Source organism: Nonomuraea sp. NPDC049129, from assembly GCF_040648495.1.
Taxonomy (GTDB): domain Bacteria; phylum Actinomycetota; class Actinomycetes; order Streptosporangiales; family Streptosporangiaceae; genus Nonomuraea.
The window spans coordinates 233,928-248,194 of sequence record NZ_JBEZDU010000013.1 but is presented as its reverse complement, the minus strand read 5'-3'; the positions used below and the strand labels follow the sequence as shown (position 1 = coordinate 248,194).

Below are 14,267 nucleotides of genomic sequence, written 5' to 3'. Positions count from 1 at the left end.
TGAGGTAAACGCCATGTATACCTGGGCCATACCTGATGCATCCTCCAAGCGCCGACGAGGTGGAGATGTCATGGCAGTAATCAGCAGGCGGACCTTTCTCGCAGGCAGTGCCGCCGCGCTGGGTACCACCACCCTGGCGGCCTGCGGCAATCCCACGACCTTGCCCGAATCCATGCAGGTGGTCCGCGCCGGTAACGGTGGCCCGAGCCGGGGCGGAATCCTGTACTTCGGTCTCTCCACGGACCCGGCCAACCTCGACCCGCATCTCAGCACCGGCAGCGCCTCCGACTACCTGCGGCAACTCGCCTACAACGGGCTGGTGCAGTACAACGGCGCCGGAGAGATCGTCGGGGACCTCGCGACCGAGTTCGGCTGGGCGGACGAGCTGACCTACAAGGTCAAGCTCCGCTCAGGGGTCACCTTCCACGACGGCTCCCCGATGACGGCCGAGGACGTGGTCTTCTCCTTCCGCCGCATGATGGACAAGGAGACCGCGGCGGCGTCGGGCCCGCTGCTCACGCAGGTCACCTCCGTCGAGGCGCCCGACGCCACGACCGTGACCTTCACCCTGAAGCGGCCCGACGTGGCCTTCCCGTTCGCGCTGGCCGCGCCCACCACCAACATCGTCTCCAAGAAGTGGATCGAGGCGGGGGCGAACACCAAGACGCAGGTCATGGGCACCGGCCCGTTCCGGTTCGTGGAGCGCATACCCGGAGTGAGCACCACTTTCGTCCGGTTCGAGCACTACTTCGAGTCCGGCCTGCCGTACCTCAACGGCATCGTCTTCCAGCCGATGAGCGACGACTACGCCCGCGTGATGGCCCTGCGCACGGCGACCGTGGACATGATCGACTATGTCCCGGCCACCCACGTCGGCGTCATCTCCGAGAACCCCCGGCTGCGGTTCGCCTCGGACAAGACCTTCGGCTTCGGCTTCGTCGGGTTCGTGACCAGCAAGCGGCCCTTCGACGACGTGCGGGTCCGCAAGGCGATCGCCATGTCGATCAACCGGCAGTCGGTTCTGGACACCGCGCTGCTCGGGCACGGCAGGCCGATGGACGGCGCGCTGATGTCAGAGACGTTCGCTCCGTACGCGCGTGGGCTCGACGGGACCATGCCGTACGACCCTGAACAGGCGAGGTTCCTGCTGAAACAGGCCGGGCAAGAGGGTTTGACCCTGCCGGTGGTCACCACCAGCTCCTACTCGGTCATCGCCCGGCCCGCCCAGGCGATGCTGCCGGGCCTGCGCGCGGCCGGCCTGAACGTGAACCTCACGCAGCAGGAATGGCTGACCTTCCGGGCCAGCGTGACCGACAAGGTCTTCCCCGTCCACTCCTGGGGGACGGCGCCGAAGTTCGGCGACCCCGCGTCGCTGGGCGACTTCATCGGCAGTACGGGCACCTTCGCCAAGTACCTCGACTTCGCGGACGACAAGATCGACGAGCTGCTCGCCCAGGGGCGCAAGACCTCGGAGCAGAGCCTGCGCGACGAGATCTACCTCGACATCGAGAAGCGGGCGCTGGAGCTGGTTCCGATGACCTACACCGTCCGCCGCGAGCAGGGCGAGGCTCACTACACCTACGTCAAGGGATACGAGCACCCGCCGAAGGGCGCCTGGACCGCCACGGCCCTGCGCCGGACCTGGATGGAGAAGACGGCGTGAGGCGATTCCTGGCCAAGCGGTTCGCGCAGGCGATCCTGCAGTTGCTCCTCGTCGGCACCATCGTCTTCTTCTTGGTACGCCTCATCCCGGGCGATCCCGCCAAGGCGGTGCTGGGCGAGGCGGCCACCGAGCAGCAGATCGCCCAGACGCGGCTGGCGATGCACCTCGACGAACCCTTCTTCGGGCAGTTCATCGGCTTCTGGGCGCGGCTGTTCCAGGGCGATCTCGGCACCTCGCTGATCAGCGGGCGCCCGGTGATGCAGGACCTGCCCTCCCGCATCGGCAACTCGCTGGAACTGGTCCTGATCGCGCTGGCCGTCTCGCTGGTGGTCGGCATCGTCCTAGGCCGGATGGCCGCCACCCGCGCCGACAAGCCGTCGGACCACGTGCTGGTCGCCGGGTCCATCTTCGGGATCTCCCTGCCCGTCTTCGTGGTCGGCACACTGCTGCTGCTGGTGTTCGCCATCCTCATCCCGATCCTGCCGCCGGCGCGCTTCGCCTCACCGTTCGAAGATCCCCTCACGCACCTGCACATCCTCATCCTGCCGGTGGTCACGCTGACGGCGGCCTCGTGCGCCGTGGTCACCCGGATGACCAGGGCGTCCATGCTGGAGACCCTCAACGCCGACTATGTCCGTACGGCCCGCGCCAAGGGGCTGGTGGAGAAACGCGTCATCAACCGGCACGCCCTGCGTACGGCGATGCTGTCCGTGGTCTCCGTGACGACGGTGGAGCTGACGACGCTGATCGGCAGCACGGTCCTGGTGGAGACCATCTTCGGCTGGCCGGGGATGAGCTCCCTGCTCATGAACGCCGTGGGGCAGCGCGACTACCCCGTCATCCAGGCCGTAGTCCTCGCCGCGGCCACCATCGTCATCCTGGTCAACCTGGTCGGAGACCTGGTCGTCAGGGCACTCGACCCCCGGGCGGAGGACAACTGATCATGGCCACTGTGCTGTCAGGCGCACCGGCGATCACGAGCGCCGACAGGAAGACCTTCCTGCGGCGGCTGCTGGCCAACCGCAGGACGTCCGTCGCGGGCGCCTTCCTGCTGCTGGTCGCGCTGGTCGCGGTGTTCGCCCCGTTCCTCGCCCCGTACGACTACCGCGACATCGTCGGCAAGCCGCTGACCTCCGGCGCGGCGCTGGGCATCGACGACTTCGGCCGCGACGTGCTGTCCCGCCTGCTCATCGGGCTGCGGGTCTCCCTCGGGGTGGCGCTGTCGGCGGTCCTGGTGGCGGCGGTCATCGGCGTCGCGCTCGGACTGGTGGCCGGGTACGTCGGCCGCTGGGTCTCGACGATCATCATGCGCGGCATCGACGTCCTGCTGAGCTTCCCCCCGATCGTGCTGGCCATCGCGGTGGTGGCGATCCTGGGGCCGGCCCTGGTGAACGTCGTCCTGGTGATCGGCGTCCTGTACATCCCGAGATTCACCAGGATCGTGTACACCCAGGTGCTGTCCATCAGGAACCTGGAGTACGTCGAAGCCTCGAAGATCATGGGCGCGAAACCGGCCGGCATCCTGGCCGGCACGATCCTGCCGAACGTGGCCGCGCCCATCATCGTCCAGCTCAGCCTGTCGGTCAGCTTCGCCATCCAGATGGAGGCCGGACTGAGCTTCCTCGGCCTCGGCGCGCAGCCACCGCTGCCCTCGCTGGGCACGATGGTCGGCTCGGGACGCGACTTCCTGGAGGTCCAGCCGACGCTGCTGATCTACCCGTCCGTGCTCATCATCCTCGTCGTCCTCGCCCTCAACGTGTTCGGGGACGGCCTGCGCGACCTGCTCGACCCGCGCCGCCGAGGCACCAGCTGAGACGTGGCACCCACCGAGTCCTGGCACCAACTGAAAGGAACCACCACATGACCCTCCCTTCCACCCACAGGCTCGGTGAGCTCTCCTGGACCCAGGTCAAGGAGCTGGCGGAACGGGACCCGATCATCCTGCTGCCGATCGGCGCCGTCGAGCAGCACGGCCCGCACCTGCCCATCCACGAGGACTCCATCGTGGCCGAATGGGTCGCCGACAAGCTGGCGGCGGAGAACGGATGCTATGTCGCCCCGGCCCTCCACTACGGGCACTCCGGCACCTTCCGCGGCTACGCCGGCAACCTCTCCTTGAGCCAGGCGACCCTGCGCAACGTCACGTACGAGATCATCGAGGCGCTGGTCCAGTCCGGATTCCGGCGCATCATCATCGTCGACAACAACGGCGGCAACGTCGGGCCCGTCACCGGCGCCGCCCTCGACGCGCGCCGCGACCTCGGCGTGCTGATCGGGCACCTGTACCCGTGGCAGCTCGGCTACGCGCTCATGCGCGACGTGTACGAGGACCCCACCACCGCGTACGGACACGGCGCCGAGCCCGAGCACTCCGCGATGCTCGCGATGTTCCCCGAGCAGGTGCGCAGTGAGCTGGCCGTCCCGGGCGGCCTGGCGTCCGGCAGCGGCTGGACGCCGACGAGCTACCTCGAGACGGCGATCCCCGGCCAGACCGTACGCGGGACCGTCTTCTGGGACTTCTCCGAGGTGAGCGAGACCGGCTGCACCGGCGACGTGAGCCTCGGCGACGCCAAGATCGGCGAGATCTGGATCGAGCGGGTCATCGGTTTCTGCTCCGCCTACATCCAGGAGTACGACCGCAACACCAAAGCCGAGTAGCCCTGCATGAGCATTTGGGGAGACACATGACAACCGACACGATCCTCTCGGTCGAGCAGCTCTCGGTGGATTTCCAGATCGCGGGCGAGTGGACCACGGCGGTGAAAGACGTCAGCTTCTCGGTCGCCAAGGGCGAGGTGGTGGCGCTGGTCGGGGAGTCCGGCTCGGGCAAGTCCGTCAGCTCGATGTCGGTGCTCGGGCTGCTGGCGCCGAACGCGCGGCGCCGCGGGAGCATCCGGTTCGGCGACACCGAGCTGATCGGCCTCGGCGAGGAGCCGCTGCGCGCCATCCGGGGCAAGCGGATCGCGATGATCTTCCAGGAGCCGATGACCGCGCTGAACCCCGTCTACACCATCGGCGAGCAGATCATCGAGGCGATCCAGTGCCACGAGCGCCTGCCCGTCGCCGAGGCCCGCTCGCGGACCCTGGAACTGCTGCGCAAGGTCGGCATCCCGGAGCCGGAGTCGCGGATCGACAGCTACCCGCACCAGCTGTCCGGCGGTCAGCGGCAGCGCGCGATGATCGCCATGGCGATCTCCGGCTCGCCGGAGGTCATCATCGCCGACGAGCCGACCACCGCCCTCGACGTCACCGTGCAGGCGGAGATCCTGGAGCTCCTGCGCCGCCTGCAGAAGGACCTCGGCTCGGCGGTCATCGTCATCACCCACGACATGGGAGTGGTCGCCGACCTGGCCGACCGGGTCGTGGTGATGAAGCAGGGCGAGGTCGTGGAGGAGGCGCCGGTCGCCCGGCTGTTCGCCGACCCCCGCCACGAGTACACCCGCAAGCTGCTGGCCGCGGTGCCCCGGCGCGGGCAGGCGGAACCGGCCCGCGCCACGGCCGAGCCCGCTGATGGCATGACGCTGCGGGTCACCGATCTCGAGGTCGAGTACCCGGGCCGGCTCGGTCGCAAAGGCTTCAAAGCGGTACACGGCGTCAGCTTCGCCATCGAGAAGGGGAAGGTCCTCGGTCTCGTGGGGGAGTCCGGCTCGGGCAAGTCCACGATCGGCCGGGCGATCGTCGGGCTGGCGCGGGCCTCGGCGGGCGCGATCGAGATCTGCGGGCGCGAGGTGACGGGGCTCAAGGCCGGGCAACTGCGCGACTTCCGCCGGACGTACTCGATGGTCTTCCAGGATCCGGGCTCCTCGCTCGACCCGCGCCGGTCGATCGGCGACTCGATCGCGGCACCGATGATCATCAATCGGTACGCCGGTCGCGCCGCCGTACGCGAGCGGGTGCTGGACCTGCTGGAACAGGTGGAGCTGCCCAAGAGCTGGGCCGACCGGTTTCCGCACGAGCTGTCGGGCGGTCAGCGGCAGCGCGTCGGGATCGCCCGCGCGCTGGCGCTGGAGCCCGAGTTGCTCATCGCCGACGAGCCCACCTCGGCGCTCGACGTGTCGGTGCAGGCCACCGTCCTGCGGTTGTTCCAGGAGTTGCAGGACCGGCTCGGCTTCTCCTGCCTGTTCATCAGCCACGATCTCGGCGTCGTCGAACTGCTCGCGCACGACGTCGCCGTCCTGCAGCACGGGCGGCTGGTCGAGCACGGCCCGGCTCGTGAGGTGCTGAACCAGCCGCGGACCGACTACACCAAGCGGCTCGTCGCGGCGGCGCCGGTGCCCGATCCCGCCGAGCAGGCCGAGCGCCGCGAGCTGTGGCGGGCCATGGCGAAGTGATCGAGCTGTCTATCGGGTGTTCACTTCAGGCGGGAGACCACCGACTCGTCGGGGCGCAGATGGTTGCGCAGCGTACGTTCGGCGGCCTCGAAGTCGTGCTCGGTCAGCGCCGCGAGCAGGGCGCGGTGCTCCGGGCCGATGACCGCCAGCCGGTTGGGCCGCAGCGAGATCGCGCTGACCCCGATCCGCTGGTGGCGCGGCTGGAGGCTGGTGAACAGGTCGGTCAGGACGGTGTTGCCCGTCGCCTTCACAAACGAATAGTGGAAGAAGAAATCCATCTTCGCGTGCTCGGCGATCGCGTCGCGGTCGCCGGCCCGGCACCGCGCCAGCGTCGAGGGCTCCTCCATCAGGTCCAGGTGCGCGGACAGGCCCGCCGGGATGTCGGTCTTCGTCTCGCACAGGATCCGGAAACCGTGGATCTCGAGCACCTGCCGCATCTCGTAGGTCTCGAACAGCTCGCCGGCCGTGACGCTCCGCACCTGGGCGCCGCGCCTGGGCTGCAGGTCGATGTACTTCTCGGCCGCCAGACGGTGGAACGCCTCCCGGACGGGAGTCCGCGACACGCCGGCCTCGTCGCAGACCAGCTTCTCCTCCAGGAAGGAACCCTCAGGAAACCGGCCGCCGAGGATCGCCTCCCTCGTCCACCGGTAAGCACGCTCACCGGCCGTCGTCGCCGGGACCCTGTCCGGTTCCCAATCCATGCCACCCCCCATGTTCATGTGTATACACAGCGTATACCAGTTTCTGTTAGGAGTATCCATTGCAGGACCAGCAAGACCGGAGATACGCCGCCTGGCTGTCCGGTCCGAGCTTCGCCGCGGCCGAGATCGTGGCGGACCTGGGTTACGGGGCGGTGGTCCTCGACATCGAACACGGCTCGTTCGATCTGGCCGATCTGGAACGCTATATCCCGTTCCTGCGCGCTCTCGATCTGGAGGTGCTGGCCAAGGTCCTGGGGCCGGAGCGGGGCCCGATCCAGCAGGCCCTCGACTTCGGCGCCACCGCCGTCGTCGTGCCCCACATCGAGGGCGTCGCGCACGCGGCCGCCATCTGCGCGTTCGGGAAGTTCCCGCCGCTGGGTGACCGGAGTTTCGCGGGCGGCCGTACGACGCGCTATGGCGGCTTCGACGACGAGTGGACCGCCCGGCAGGACCGCGAGACCCGCGTCTACCCCATGATCGAGGACGCCGGTGCGCTGGAGCAGATCGCCGACATCCTCGCGCTCCCCACGGTCGACGGCGTCTTCGTCGGCCCCAGTGACCTGTCCCTGCGCCGGGAGCGCGGCGCCTACAGCCGGTCGGAAGGCGACTTCGCCGACCTCAAGATCGTGGCGGACGCGGCCCGCGCCGCCGGCAAGCCCTGGGTGCTGCCCGCGTGGTCGGCGGAGGAGAAGGCGTTCGCGCTGGCGAACGGCGCCGACCAACTCGTCCTGACCATGGAGCACGGCGCCATCATGGCCGGTTTCCGGGCCGCTCTCGACCAGACCCGCGAACTCACCCGCAATCGTTAGGAGACACAGCATGCTCGTCACCGTCGGCCAGTTCGGCGCCACCACCGACAAGTCCGCCAACCTGGAAGCGGCCACCGCACTGATCGAGCAGGCGGCGGCCCAGGGCTCCCAGCTCATCGTCCTGCCGGAGAACGCCATGTACTCCAACTCGGACGTCACAGCCGACATCGTCTCGGAGACCGAACCCCTTGACGGCCCCTTCGCGACCACGATCCGCGCGCTGGCCAAGAAGCACGGCATCGCCGTCGTCGCCGGCATGACCGAGGCACCGGCGGGAGGGTCCGGCATGGCTGAGGGGCAGACCGGAGGGCCTGGCGCGACCGAGGCGTCGGCTGGAGGGTTCGGTAAGCCCAGTAACACCGTGATCGCCGTGGACTCCGGTGGTGACCTCGTGGGCGTCTACCGCAAGGTCCACCTCTACGACGCCTTCGGCTACCGCGAGTCCGACCGGGTCCAGGCGCACAAGCCCGAGCCGCTGATCTTCACCCTGGGCGACCTGACCTTCGGCGTCATGACCTGCTACGACCTCCGCTTCCCCGAGATGGCCCGGTTCCTGGTCGACGCCGGGGCCGAGGCGCTCGTCGTACCCGCCGCGTGGGTCGCCGGGCCCGCCAAGGAGGACCACTGGATCACGCTGGCCCGCGCCCGCGCGATCGAGAACACCGCCTACGTCATCGCCTGCGGGCAGACCGGCCCGACCTGCACCGGCCACAGCGCCGTCGTGGACCCGATGGGCCAGATAGCGGCCTCGGCGGGCGAGGCTCCGGGAGTGGCGTCCGCGGTCATCGGCGCGGAGCGGGTGAAGACCGTACGCGCCAAGAACCCCAGCCTCACCAACCGCCGCTTCGAGGTCGTCCCCGCCTGAGGACCGGCACCTGAGGACCAGCACCTGAGGGACAGCGCCTGAGGGACGCCGCCCGCCTGAGGGACGGCGTCCGTCACGGCGTCTTCGAGCCGGGTTCGCGCCGACCGGCGTCCGCCGTGGCGGGTGCCTCGGGGCTGCGCAGCCCCGAGGCGGCGACGGCGATGAGGGCGCAGAGCCCGAGCATGGTCGCCCAGACACCGTGGTACGCGGCGGTCGAGCCGAGGCGATCCCCCGACAGCACCAGTACGAGCGCGGAGACGCCGATGACCGCCCCACAGGCGCGCGAGGTGACGGACATGGCGGTGCCGGTGGCCAGCCGGGCGGGCGGAATCTCGGCGACGGCGGCACCGCTGAGCGCGTTGACCAGCACGGCGACGCCCATCCCGGTGGCGACGACCGCGGGCAGGACCACCGCGAGGTACGCCTGACCGCCCCCGGCCGCGACCGCAAGGTAGCCGGTGGCGAGCGAGAGCAGCACCACCCCGCCCAACGCCAGCCTGCGGTGCCCGGTCTTGGCCGCCAGTCGCCCGGCGAGCGGTGCGGTGAGCACCTGTACGACCGCGCCGGGAGTGACGGCGAGCCCCGCCTGAGCCTCCGAATATCCCCAGATCTTGGTGAGGAACAGGATGTTGGCCAGCGGAAGGGCGAACATCACCAGCCCGAGGAGGAACATCGCGAGGTTGGCCCGCTGGGTGCCCCGTGCCCGAAGGATCTTCAGGTCCACGATGGGAGCGGGGTGGGAGCGCGACCGCCGGACGAAGAGCACGCCGACGAGGACACCGGCGACGAGGGCGAGGATCGTACCCGGACTGCCCGGCCCCCACGCGTCACTCTGCACGATGGCCAGCGAGGGCAGGCCGATGGCCGCCACCAGCAGGAACAGACCGATGAGGTCCGGCATCCGTGACGGGGTGGACGGCGGCGTCCGTGCCAGGGTCCGCCACGTGCCGAACAGCACGACGAGCCCGACCGGCAGGTGGAGGAAGAACACCGTACGCCAGTCCCAGACGGCGACCAGCAGACCGCCGAGCGACGGCCCGGAGGCGGTCGCCACCGACTGCGTCGCGCTCCACAGACCGATCGCCGTGCCGCGCCGTTCCGGCGGATAGTACGGCAGGATCAGCGCGAGCGTCAGCGGGGTGATCACGCCACCGCCCACGCCCTGCACCACCCTGGCCGCGATCAGGATGCCCGCCGAGGGGGCGACCGCGCACAGGGCGGCGCCGACCACGAACACCGTCAGCCCGGCGAGGAACACCCGCCGATAGCCGAACCGGTCCGCCAGACCGCCCGCCGGCAGCAGCGCCGCCGTGAACGTGATCGCGTAGCCGTTGAACACCCACGAGAGTTCGGGCAGCCCGCTGCTCGGAAAGCTGCGGAGCATGTCGGGGAAGGCGATGTTGGCCAGCTGTACGTCGATCGCACCGAGAAAGGCGCTCCCGCACAGCACCGCCAGGGGGAGCGCCCGGGATCCGCGCACCTCAGCTGGACGCCGCGCCGTACTGCTCGCGGAGCTCGACCTTTCGGATCTTGCCCGTTACGGTCCGTGGCATGGCCTCGACGACTTCGAGGCGTTCGGGCCAGAACCAGCTGTTCACGCCGGCGTCCTTGAGGTACGTCCGCAGATCCTCCAGCGTGGGCGGTTCGCCGGACGGTGTCACGACGGCGCACACCAGCTCGATCAGCTTCGGATCCGGAATGCCGATGAGCGCGATGTCGCGGACGGCGGGGTGCCTGCCCAGCAGCGCCTCGATGTCGCTCACCGGCAGCTTGAGGCACATGTTGGCGATGATGACGTCCTTGGTCCGGCCGGAGATGCGCACGCCGCCGTACCCGTCGTCGCGGGCCAGGTCGCCGGTGTCGAACCAGCCGTCCGGCGTGAGCGACTTGGCGTAGATCTCCTCGCGCCGGTAGTAGCCGAGGCATTGGGCCGCGCCGCGTACCTGCAGCGCGCCGATCTCGCCGGCCGGGACCGGCTGGTTCTCCTCGTCGACGATGCGCACCTGCATGCCGGTGACGACGGTGCCGTCACTCTCGCCCGCCCGCTCCGGCGGGTCTTCGGGCCGGGTCATGGTGACGCCGCCGTTCTCGGTCATGCCCCACAGCGCGTACACCCGTACTCCGAGGATCTCGCTCACCTGCTCCACCAGGTGCGGCGGGACGGGCGCCGAGCCGGACACGAAGATCCGCAGAGTGGGGATCTTCCGCGGGTTGGCCTTCTGCTCCTCGCTGATCTCCCGGGCGAAGGGCGGCGTGCCGTAATACATCGTGACGCCGTGCTCTGCCATGAGGTCGAGGTAGACGCCGGGGTTCCAGATGTCGGCCGTGACCGCGGTGCCGCCCAGCATCAACGCCTGCAGGTACGTCATCACCAGGCCCACATAGTGCATGGAGGTCTGCGCCGTCATGATGACCAGGCTGTCGTCCAGGCCGTACGCGTCCCCGTAGCCGCGGATGGCGGCATGCAGGGTGTTCTGGCTGTGCAGCGCGCCTTTGGGCTCTCCGGTCGTCCCCGAGGTGAACAGGATGAGGAAGGGATCGTCCGGACCCAGCGCGCGCCCGGCCAGGTCCGCGGGGTCACCGGGTTCGGGGTCGAGGAGGTGCTCCTCGAATCCGATGGACCCGGCCGGGCCGTCGCCGCCGAGCACGACGACGTGCTCCAGGGCCGGGATCTCGCCCGCGAGCGTCATCGCGGTCTCGGCGGTCGGCAGGTCACCGAGGCGGTTCACGGTGATGAAGACGCGCGCCTCGGTCAGCCGGATCATGAAGTCGAGCTCGCGATGCCGGTAGATGGGGAACTGCGGCGCGATACGCGCGCCGACTTTGATGCAGGCCAGCGTCAGGGGCAGCATCTCCCGGCGATTGGGTAATTGGATCGCGACATAATCCCCGGGCTGTACGCCCAGCCGGATCAGGCCGTGGGCGATCCGGTCGGTCAGCCGGTCGAGCTCGGCGTAGCTGACGACGTCGGTTTGGCCATCGGCGACGCGCCGACTGATGAGGGCCGGCTTGTCGGGAAATTCCGTCACATGATGGTGAAGGTCGTCCAGGAAAGTCGTGCTTCGCCACCAGCCGTTGCGCCGATATTCCTCATGTGTGTCCGTCACGCTCGCCCGCCTTCCATCAGGCGCCCCGCGGACGCCCTCGTCTGCTGATCTGCACGAAATTCAACGTACGGCATTTACCGCAATTCATCGCCTACGGGTTTTATCCTCCATTCCCTCGGAGGAGGCCACCCTTTTGCTCCCCGGAGGGGGTGTCCCTCTCCAGGGACCCCAGCCACCACGGACCGTCACAGGAACCGAGACGGTCGTGCGACGAAGGGGGCCATGGTCACGAGGCGGGGGTGACGAGGTAGAACAGGGCCGGCAGATGGACCGCCACCCCCTCGTACACCTCCGCGCACACAGCCACCCCGGGCCGGGCGAACGTGCCCGGCGGCGGTTCGGCCACCCGGATGACCGAGTGACGGGCGTCCAGCAGCCTGGCCGCCACCGAGATGTCGCCCACGAGGGCGGACCCCGGGCTGATCCACCGGTTGCGGCTGATCTTCATGCCGTTGCCCGCCGCCAGGTCGGCCAGCAGGCCGTTGCGGCCGACGAGCCGGTGGTAGTAGTCGTTCGGGTTGATGATCATCGCGTGCGGGGTGGCGCCCGACTGCTCGACCTCGTCGCAGGCCGTCAGGACCCCGGTGACGTAGTCGGTGTCGTAGGGGAGCCGGGCGATCTCCGGGTGGTCGAGCAGGGCGTTGGTCAGGGCGAGGTTCTCGGCGGTGGCGAGCCGTACCAGTAATCGGTAGTCGAGGAAGGTGGCCAGCGCGTCCGGGTCGTCGGCCAGCCCATCGGGGATCTGCACCCACGCCCGGATCGGGTGCACCCCCGCCTCGCCCATGCCGAACCTGAAGGCCGCCTCCCGGCGGACGTCGGAGCCGCGTACCGCCTTCTGCTCTTCCGGGGTGGGCCGGGACTCCGTCCAAAACCGGGCGATGTCGTCGGTGGGGCGGACCTTGAGCAGGTTCCGTACGGTCAGCCGTGGTCTGTCCTTGGTCGGCTCGTGTGCCTCGGTGATGGTGTAGTCGAAGGTCACCTCGGCGCGGCCGGGGTCGGCCGCGAACGCCCGCGCGAACGCCTGGCCCGGAGATTGCTTCACGGCGGTGGGGGCTGGGGCGGTGTCCGTTGACATGGGGCCTCCCGGTCAGAAGTCGTGCTGGATGAGCCGCTGGTAGAAGGGCAGATGGTGGTCGTAGAAGGCCTTCAGCGCGGAGTGGTTGTCGACGGTGTCCGGGTAGGTGTTGCGGCGGTCCTCGAAGCCGGCGCTGCCGATCGCGTCGAGATGCCACCGTCGGGTCCGCTGCCACTCGGGCCGGTCTCCGGAGTCCCAGGTGAGCGCGTGCGCGAGGAACGGCAGACCGGCGTACGCGCAGAAGACCTCGGCCACCTTCGCCGGCTCCGCGACCAGCCGCTCCGTGCGGATGACGAGCGGCCTGCGCCCGGTCGCCGACCAGGCCAGCTCGAACAGCCGGTACAACCGCTCGTAGCCGATCTCCGCGCAGGTCACGGCCGGTTTGATCGCGTAGTGCGAGCTGATGGTCGGCTTGGGATCGCGGACGATGAAGGTGTGGACGATCCCGGCGAGCTCCTCGGGGTGGTCGAAGAGGTAGCCGTAGTCGTAGTCGAGCACCTCCTTGACGAACACCGGCCGCACGCGAGCCAGCTCCCTGAGGCCGATGAGGAGCTCCTTCTCCGAGCGCGCCACCGCCCGGCCGCCGTGCAGGGACGGGAGCGGCACCGCGCCCTCCTCGGTCAGGGCGAGGAACGGCTCGTGCAGAACGGTCACGTCGCCGCGCTCGATCATCATGCGCAGGAACGCCGTCGAGGCCGAGCGGGAGTGCGCCCACATGACGATCAGCGGGTTCACCCGGACCACCAAGCCGGGACGCGGTCCCAGCGGTGCCGGCGGAGCTCCTGGAGCAGCGCGTCGTCGAGCGGCCGGCCGTCGCTGACCGAGAAGTTCGCCCGTACGTGGGCGGGTTTCCGCATGCCCGGGATCACTGTGCTGACCGCCGGGTGATTGAGGATGAACCGCAGGGCGAGCTCGGGCAGCGAGGTGCCCTCGGGGAGGGCCGCCTTGAGACGCTCGGCCCGCTCGACGCTCGGCCCCAGGTTCTCCGCGCAGAAGTACGTGCTGCGCCAGTCCTCCTCCGGCCAGCTGCTGTCGGCGCTCAGCGTGCCGGTGAGGGTGCCTTCGTCGAACGGTACGCGGGCGATGATCCCGATGCCGTCGCGCAGCGCGCGGTCGAACAGCTCGTCCTCGGGCGCCTGGTCGAAGATGTTGTAGATCACCTGGATGACGTCGATGAGGCCGGTGTCGAGCGCGGCGAAGCAGTTGGCCGGTTCCCACCGGTTGACGCTGATGCCGACCGCGTCGATGACCCCCTCACGCTTGAGGTCGGTGATCGCCTCCTGCCAGCGTTCGTCGGCCGCCCACCGGTCCTCCCAGGTGTGGAACTGCATCAGGTCGATGCGCGCCACCCCGAGGTTGTCGAGGCTGCGATGGGTGTACTCCCTGATGTGATCCGCGGGGTAGGCGTCGTCGAGGGTGTCGTCCGGTCCCGGCGGCCATTCGCGGTTCTTCGGGGGGATCTTCGTGGCGACGTACAGCTTCCGGTCGGGATGGCGGCGCAGCAGCGCGCCGAGCATCTGCTCGCTGACGCCCCGGCCGTACACCCAGGCCGTGTCGAAGAAGTCGCAGCCCAGCGCCACGGCTTCGTCGAGGCAGCGTGGGGCGAGGTCGTAGTCCCAGCCGGTGAAGTTGCCGGGGCCGCCGCCGATGCCCCACATGCCGTATCCGACCTCGCTGACCGCCCAGCCGAGGTTCCCCATCTTGCGGTGTCGCATC

At 69.3% G+C, this 14,267-nt stretch carries 13 protein-coding genes; 7 read left to right on the top strand and 6 right to left on the bottom strand.

Features of this window, described 5'->3' with window-relative positions; all coding sequences use genetic code 11:
- Positions 1 to 70: 70 nt before the first annotated feature.
- Genes AB0B64_RS35770 through AB0B64_RS35750 form a run of 5 tightly spaced genes read left to right on the top strand, consistent with a single transcriptional unit; the run spans position 71 to position 5,994 of the window.
- Positions 71 to 1,663 (top strand): ABC transporter substrate-binding protein, encoded by a 1,593-nt coding sequence (locus AB0B64_RS35770; protein ID WP_358182966.1) that lies wholly within the window; start codon positions 71 to 73, stop codon positions 1,661 to 1,663.
- A complete protein-coding gene (locus tag AB0B64_RS35765) occupies positions 1,660 to 2,604 on the top strand; it encodes an ABC transporter permease (RefSeq protein ID WP_357951285.1) in 945 nt (314 codons plus the stop codon). The genes AB0B64_RS35770 and AB0B64_RS35765 overlap by 4 nt, the downstream gene beginning before the upstream one ends.
- 2 nt (positions 2,605 to 2,606) lie before the next feature.
- Positions 2,607 to 3,476, top strand: coding sequence for an ABC transporter permease (locus AB0B64_RS35760; RefSeq protein ID WP_357951287.1), 870 nt, complete (start codon positions 2,607 to 2,609; stop codon positions 3,474 to 3,476).
- Between the two features lie 47 nt (positions 3,477 to 3,523).
- A complete protein-coding gene (locus tag AB0B64_RS35755; protein ID WP_358182962.1) occupies positions 3,524 to 4,321 on the top strand; it encodes a creatininase family protein in 798 nt (265 codons plus the stop codon).
- Positions 4,322 to 4,347: 26 nt separating this feature from the next.
- Entirely contained in the window at positions 4,348 to 5,994 is a 1,647-nt protein-coding gene (locus AB0B64_RS35750) for an ABC transporter ATP-binding protein (RefSeq protein WP_358182959.1), read from the top strand.
- Positions 5,995 to 6,014: 20 nt separating this feature from the next.
- Here the strand turns inward: AB0B64_RS35750 and AB0B64_RS35745 are convergent, their stop codons facing one another.
- Positions 6,015 to 6,695 (bottom strand): GntR family transcriptional regulator, encoded by a 681-nt coding sequence (locus AB0B64_RS35745; protein WP_357951292.1) that lies wholly within the window; start codon positions 6,693 to 6,695, stop codon positions 6,015 to 6,017.
- A 59-nt stretch (positions 6,696 to 6,754) separates the two neighbouring features.
- On the opposite strand from AB0B64_RS35745, the gene AB0B64_RS35740 reads away from it, so the two are divergent.
- Together AB0B64_RS35740 and AB0B64_RS35735 are read left to right on the top strand one after the other, a co-directional pair.
- Positions 6,755 to 7,504 carry an aldolase/citrate lyase family protein gene (locus tag AB0B64_RS35740; protein WP_357951294.1) on the top strand — a complete coding sequence of 250 codons (750 nt, stop codon included), beginning with the start codon at positions 6,755 to 6,757 and terminating at the stop codon, positions 7,502 to 7,504.
- Positions 7,505 to 7,514: 10 nt separating this feature from the next.
- Positions 7,515 to 8,369 (top strand): carbon-nitrogen hydrolase family protein, encoded by an 855-nt coding sequence (locus AB0B64_RS35735; RefSeq protein WP_357951295.1) that lies wholly within the window; start codon positions 7,515 to 7,517, stop codon positions 8,367 to 8,369.
- A gap of 73 nt (positions 8,370 to 8,442) precedes the next feature.
- On the opposite strand, the gene AB0B64_RS35730 is transcribed toward AB0B64_RS35735, so the two are convergent.
- The 5 genes from AB0B64_RS35730 to AB0B64_RS35710 all read right to left on the bottom strand — a co-directional run bounded on the left by AB0B64_RS35730 (position 8,443) and on the right by AB0B64_RS35710 (position 14,266).
- Positions 8,443 to 9,849: a DHA2 family efflux MFS transporter permease subunit gene (locus tag AB0B64_RS35730; protein WP_358182956.1), complete on the bottom strand. Its 1,407-nt coding sequence runs from the start codon at positions 9,847 to 9,849 to the stop codon at positions 8,443 to 8,445.
- Between the two features lies 1 nt (position 9,850).
- The gene (locus AB0B64_RS35725) at positions 9,851 to 11,476 is read right to left on the bottom strand and encodes an AMP-binding protein (protein WP_358182953.1); all 1,626 of its coding nucleotides are present in this window, start codon (positions 11,474 to 11,476) and stop codon (positions 9,851 to 9,853) included.
- 226 nt (positions 11,477 to 11,702) lie between these two features.
- Complete coding sequence (locus AB0B64_RS35720) at positions 11,703 to 12,551, bottom strand: family 3 encapsulin nanocompartment shell protein (protein ID WP_357951301.1); 849 nt, start codon at positions 12,549 to 12,551, stop codon at positions 11,703 to 11,705.
- 12 nt (positions 12,552 to 12,563) lie between these two features.
- On the bottom strand, positions 12,564 to 13,286 hold the full coding sequence (locus AB0B64_RS35715) for a hypothetical protein (RefSeq protein ID WP_357951303.1): 723 nt from the start codon (positions 13,284 to 13,286) through the stop codon (positions 12,564 to 12,566).
- Complete coding sequence (locus AB0B64_RS35710) at positions 13,283 to 14,266, bottom strand: aldo/keto reductase (RefSeq protein WP_357951304.1); 984 nt, start codon at positions 14,264 to 14,266, stop codon at positions 13,283 to 13,285. The genes AB0B64_RS35715 and AB0B64_RS35710 overlap by 4 nt, the downstream gene beginning before the upstream one ends.
- Position 14,267: the final 1 nt, after the last annotated feature.